Annotated in this window: 6 protein-coding genes and 1 pseudogene; 5 read left to right on the forward strand and 2 right to left on the reverse strand. The window is 64.3% G+C overall.

Going from position 1 to position 4976, the window contains the following annotated elements:
- On the forward strand, positions 1-1300 hold a 1300-nt coding region (gene ligD, locus EOD07_RS22075), incomplete at its 5' end, for a DNA ligase D (protein ID WP_127236977.1).
- A 219-nt stretch (positions 1301-1519) separates the two neighbouring features.
- Here ligD and EOD07_RS22085 read toward each other — a convergent pair.
- Positions 1520-2194 (reverse strand): winged helix-turn-helix domain-containing protein, encoded by a 675-nt coding sequence (locus tag EOD07_RS22085; protein ID WP_127236978.1) that lies wholly within the window; start codon positions 2192-2194, stop codon positions 1520-1522.
- Between the two features lie 169 nt (positions 2195-2363).
- Here EOD07_RS22085 and EOD07_RS22090 point away from each other — a divergent pair, with 169 nt between their 5' ends.
- Positions 2364-2732, forward strand: a complete 369-nt coding sequence (locus EOD07_RS22090; RefSeq protein ID WP_127236979.1) for an NIPSNAP family protein — start codon at positions 2364-2366, stop codon at positions 2730-2732.
- The gene (locus EOD07_RS22095) at positions 2729-3073 is read left to right on the forward strand and encodes an antibiotic biosynthesis monooxygenase (protein WP_127236980.1); all 345 of its coding nucleotides are present in this window, start codon (positions 2729-2731) and stop codon (positions 3071-3073) included. Before EOD07_RS22090 ends, EOD07_RS22095 begins: the two co-directional genes overlap by 4 nt.
- Before the next feature lie 97 nt (positions 3074-3170).
- Here EOD07_RS22095 and mbfA read toward each other — a convergent pair whose 3' ends face one another.
- The gene (gene mbfA, locus EOD07_RS22100) at positions 3171-4154 is read right to left on the reverse strand and encodes an iron exporter MbfA (protein WP_040986418.1); all 984 of its coding nucleotides are present in this window, start codon (positions 4152-4154) and stop codon (positions 3171-3173) included.
- 178 nt (positions 4155-4332) lie between these two features.
- Between mbfA and EOD07_RS22105 the strand changes: the two genes are divergently transcribed.
- Both EOD07_RS22105 and EOD07_RS38630 read left to right on the forward strand, forming a co-directional pair.
- Entirely contained in the window at positions 4333-4656 is a 324-nt protein-coding gene (locus EOD07_RS22105) for a hypothetical protein (RefSeq protein ID WP_073989056.1), read from the forward strand.
- Positions 4657-4821: 165 nt separating this feature from the next.
- Positions 4822-4976: pseudogene (locus tag EOD07_RS38630) on the forward strand (IS110 family transposase); the annotation flags it as partial.

A 4976-nucleotide genomic window follows, 5' to 3' on the forward strand; every position in this document is an offset into this window, starting at 1 on the left:
CTCCTGGATCAAGTCGAAATGCACGCTCAGGCAGGAATTCGTCATCGGCGGCTATCTGCCTTCGGACAAGACGGGCCGCGGCGTGCGCTCGCTGCTGGTCGGCTATTATGAGGGCGGCAAGCTGCATTACGCCGGCCGTGTCGGCACCGGCTTTTCCGGCAAGATGCTGACGGATCTGAAAAAGAGGCTCGACCGGCTCGAGGCGAAGGCGTCGCCCTTCTCGGCCGCGGTGCCCAAGGGCAAGGGCCTCACCTTCGTCAAGCCGGAACTTGTCGGCGAGGTGGAGTTCCGCAGCTGGACATCCGACCGTATAATCCGCCATGCCTCGTTCCAGGGGCTGCGCGAGGACAAGCCGGCGGAGGAAGTCGTGCAGGAAAAGCCGAAAAAGGGCCAGAGCGAAGCAAAGCCGGACGCAAAACCCGCCAAGGCCTCGGCCGGAACGGCGAAGACCGCGATAAAACTCTCGCACCCCGACAAGCTGCTGTGGCCCGACGAGAAAGTCTCCAAGCAGGACCTGCTCGATCACTACGCGCTGGTCTGGCCGCGCATGGAGCCGTTCGTCGTCAACCGGCCGCTGGCCCTCGTGCGGGCGCCGGACGGCATCCAGGGCCAGCGCTTCTTCCAGAAACACGCTTCGCCCGGCATGAGCGACAGGATCGCCAGGATGAAGGACCCGACCGATGGCGAGGAGATCCTCTACATCAAGGATTTCGACGGGCTGGCGGCACTCGTCCAGTACGGCGTGGTCGAGGTCCATATCTGGGGCTCGACGATCGATGCGCTGGAAAAGCCGGACCAGATCATCTTCGACCTCGATCCGGACGAAGGCGTCGATGTCGGCAAAGTGCGCGAGGCGGCGCTCGACATCCACAGAAAGCTCGACGAGCTGTCGCTGCCGAACCTGGTCAAGACCTCCGGCGGCAAGGGCTATCACGTGCTGGTGCCGCTGAAGCCCTCGGCGGACTGGGACGCGGTCAAGGATTTCGCCCATGATTTCGCCCGCGCACTGGAGCAGGCCGCACCCGACCGCTACACGGCGACGCTGTCGAAGAAGGCGCGCACGGGCAAGATCTTCGTCGACTATCTGCGCAACGGCCGCGGCGCGACCACCGTCGCGCCCTATTCCTCGCGCGCCAAGAAGGGCGCGACGATATCGATGCCGGCGACCTGGCCGGAGATCGAGAAGGGGCTGCCGCCGAATGCCTTCCCGCTGGGGGATGAGACGACGCTGGCACAGTTGAAGAAGGCCGATCCGTGGAAGGAGTTCTTCAGGCTGGGGAAGGCGCTGAAGCGGGGGTGATCGCGCAACGTCGGCGGGACAGCACCCCCCTCTGGCCTGCCGGCCATCTCCCCCGCAAGGGGGGAGATTGAGCGCTCAGCCGGTTTCGCCAATCTCCAACGTTGCAAGAATGGCGGAGCGCCAGAACTGCCAATCTCCCCCCTTGCGGGGGAGATGCCCGGCAGGGCAGAGGGGGGTGCCTCGCGCCGACATTGCAAGGCTGTCATTTCCTGCGCAGCCCTACGCCAGAAACACCCTCTCGAATTCCTGCCTGCCCGTCGGCGAAAACACCACGGCGCGGCTGTCTTTCTCGCGCCGCGCCCATTTCTCGGCGATGATCTTGTCGAGGATGGCGGCGCCCAGCGTGCCGGCGAGGTGCGATCGCCGCACGCTCCAGTCGAGACAGGCGCGGCACACCGGCCGCCGCGCCTTGGCGTGGGTCTCGATGCCGAGCGCGGAAAAATGCGAGGCGCCGGCCGGCGTGAGCCTGATCTGGTCGTCGTCGCGCAGCAAAAGCTTCCTGTCGAAGAGCCGGTCGAGCATCGCCACCGCCTGTTCGCCGGCGAGGTGGTCGTAGCAGACCCGCGCCACGCGCATGGCCGCATCGCGCGGGCCGGGCCGCACGCGCTTCGGGCCGACCGCTTCGGCGACGCCGATGATCGCCTCGATCATGCCGGCCACCTGCGCGCTGGCCAGCCCGTAGTAGCGGTGGCGGCCTTGGCTCGCCAAGGTGAGCAAGCCGCCCTCCATCAGCTTCGACAGATGCGAGGAAGCCGTGGGTAGCGACACGCCGGCTTCCAGCGCCAGTTCCGACGCCGTCAGCGCCGTGCCGCCCATCAGCGCGTTCAGCATATTGGCGCGGGCCGGGTCGCCGACCAGGCTGGCGATGCGGGCGATATCCGGTCCTTCACGCATGGTTCGATCCTCATCGAAGCATTCCTGTCAGGGAAGCATTATTCTGGGGCCATCTCAAGCAGCCCGGGCAAACACTCCTGACAGGGGAATGCCTAGCACATCCGCGCCAGTGATGCTTCGATCGCCGTCGAAGCATCGATGTTCGGAGCCAACCGACGAGGAGACCGACATGACCATCACCTGCTTCATCCGCTACGAGATCGACCCGTTCGGCAAGGCGGCCTTCGAGCAATATGCGCGCGCCTGGGGCCAGGCCATTCCGCGCTGCGGCGCCGACCTGATCGGCTATTACGCCCCGCATGAAGGCTCGGCCACCACGGCTTACGCCGCCTACAACATCGAAAGCCTCGCGGCCTATGAAGCCTATCGCGCGCGGCTTGCCGACGACCCGGCCGGCAAGGCAAACTACGAATTCGCGCGGCGCGAGAAGTTCATCTTGAAGGAAGATCGCGTCTTCCTGAGGCTGGTGTCCGGCCCGCATGGCCCAAGGCAGGTCTTTCGTACCGACGTAACGGTCAAGGAAGGGATAGAGGCATGATCGCTGTCATCTTCGAGGTCGAGCCGGCGGAAGGAAAGCGCGATGCCTATCTCGGCATCGCCGCCAACCTCAAGCCGCTGCTCGAGAGCATCGACGGCTTCATCTCGGTCGAGCGTTTCCAGAGCCTGACCGACCCGAAGCGCGTGCTGTCGCTGTCCTTCTGGCGCGATGAGGAAGCGGTGAAAGCCTGGCGCAACACCGAGGAGCACCGCCAGGCGCAGCAGGCGGGGCGCGGCGGAATCTTTGCCGGCTACCGTCTGCGCATCGCCCATGTCCTGCGCGATTACGGGATGACGGAAAGGGCCGGGGCGCCGGCGGATAGTCGCGTCGTCAACGGCTAGAGCATGATCCCGAAAAGTGGGAACCGGTTTTCGGAAAAGCTCATGTTCCAACAAAGAGTTAGAGCAGGATGACGATTCAACGAAACGTCATCCTGCTCTAGGCGTTGCCTATCAGCACGCCGGCGCCGAACACCAGCGCGCCGCCCAGCACCACCTGGAAGGCGGCGCGCCAGAACGGCGTCTGCATGTAGCGGTTCTGGATGAAGGCGATCGCCCAGAGCTCGAAGAACACCACGACCGCCGCGACGATGGTGGCCGTCCAGAAATAGGGGATGAGATAGGGCAGTGCGTGGCCGAGCCCTCCCAGCGTCGTCATGATGCCGACGGTGAGGCCGCGCTTGATCGGCGAACCGCGTCCCGACAGCTTGCCGTCGTCGGAGGCGACCTCGGTGAAGCCCATCGAGATGCCGGCGCCGATCGAGGCGGCGAGGCCGACGAGGAAAGTCTGGAATGTCGCATGCGTGGCGAAGGCGGCGGCGAAGATCGGCGCCAGCGTCGACACCGATCCGTCCATCAATCCGGCCAGCCCGGGCTGCACATAGGTGAGGATGAACTGGCGCTGCTCCGCGCTCGCTTCCTCCTCCTTGACTGCACCCGGCACATGCTCCTGCTCCAGGTCGTGCGCCGAGCTCTCGTGGCCTTGTTCGGCCAAGGCGAGATCGTCGAGCAGTTTTCGCGTCGAGGCGTCGGTGGTCCGCTTGGCCGCCTCGACATAGAAGCGGTAGGCCTGCCGCTCCATATCCTCGGCCTGCCGGCGCACATGCTCGATGCCGAGCGGCCGCACCAGCCAGTCCGGCTTGCGCTCGTAATAACCCCTCACATGCTCGCGCCGGATCAAGGGAATGCGATCGCCGAAGCGCTTGCGGTGAAGCTCGATGAGGGAATCGCGGTGGCCGTCCTCCTCCTCGGCCATCGCCTCGAACACCTTGGCCGATTGCGGAAAGTCCTGCGCCAGGCCGTCGGCATAGGCGCGGTAGATGCGCCCGTCATCCTCCTCGGAAGAGATCGCCAGCGCCAGGATCTCCTGCTCCGACAGCGAATCGAAGGAACGGCGGCCGAAGCCGAATACACGGGAAAGCATGATGAAACCACTCTAGTTTAGAATGATTCTAAACTAGGATCTTGGCTGACCAACGTCAATTGCGAACGGCACGGCTGCACGCGCGAAACAGTGATCCCGCGTTACCCGGCCGACCCTTCATTATCACCGAATGTTAGCCTATATGGCTGACAACAACCGAAATTGAAGGAAGCCCGGCATGACGGACAAGAAGCCACCGCACGTATTTGACGCCAAACCGGTCCTCGATCTCATCGCCAGCATCGAGGCCGACCTGCAGCGCCTGAAGGGCCTTGTCGAGGAACAGCTCGAGAAATTCGACCCCGCCAACCCGCACAACAAGACACCGGACGGCAAGCTGACCGAGGAAGGTGCGGAGTGCTGCTATCGCATGTTCGACGAGGGCAAGTCGCGCTACACCGTCGCCCAGCAGATGAAGATCTCCTTCGCCGCCGCCACGCATCGCTTCAACACCTGGCGCAAGCTGGGCGGCAGCAAAAGGACGAAGACGCTCCTGGGGTGAGGAGGTCCGCCTAGTGAAGGTGCCCCCATCGCGATCGTCATTCTAGGGTCTGCGCGCGTCGCTTCGCTCCTTGCTCCGCCCTAGAATGATGGGTGGACGGCCCCTTGCGGCATCGAATGTGCCAAACTGGGCTGTGATTAACTCCAGCAGAGGAGACCGTCCGTCATGCAAGTTATCAGATTTGGTATCGATCTGGCCAAGAATGTGTTTCAGGTGCACGGCGTGGATGCGAGCGGGCGCGTGGTGGTGCAGCGTCAACTGCGCCGCGCGCAGGTGGCGAAGTTCTTCGCCGCGCAACCGCCGGCGCTGATCGGGATGGA

It is taken from the genome of Mesorhizobium sp. M2C.T.Ca.TU.002.02.1.1 (assembly GCF_003997225.1).

What these genes read in the sequence shown, in the direction of transcription:
- EOD07_RS22105 (WP_073989056.1), top strand. Translation starts at nt 4,333, where the DNA reads ATGACGGACAAGAAGCCACCGCACGTATTTGACGCCAAACCGGTCCTC.
- EOD07_RS22085 (WP_127236978.1), bottom strand. Translation starts at nt 2,194, where the DNA reads ATGCGTGAAGGACCGGATATCGCCCGCATCGCCAGCCTGGTCGGCGAC.
- EOD07_RS22090 (WP_127236979.1), top strand. Translation starts at nt 2,364, where the DNA reads ATGACCATCACCTGCTTCATCCGCTACGAGATCGACCCGTTCGGCAAG.
- EOD07_RS22095 (WP_127236980.1), top strand. Translation starts at nt 2,729, where the DNA reads ATGATCGCTGTCATCTTCGAGGTCGAGCCGGCGGAAGGAAAGCGCGAT.
- mbfA (WP_040986418.1), bottom strand. Translation starts at nt 4,154, where the DNA reads ATGCTTTCCCGTGTATTCGGCTTCGGCCGCCGTTCCTTCGATTCGCTG.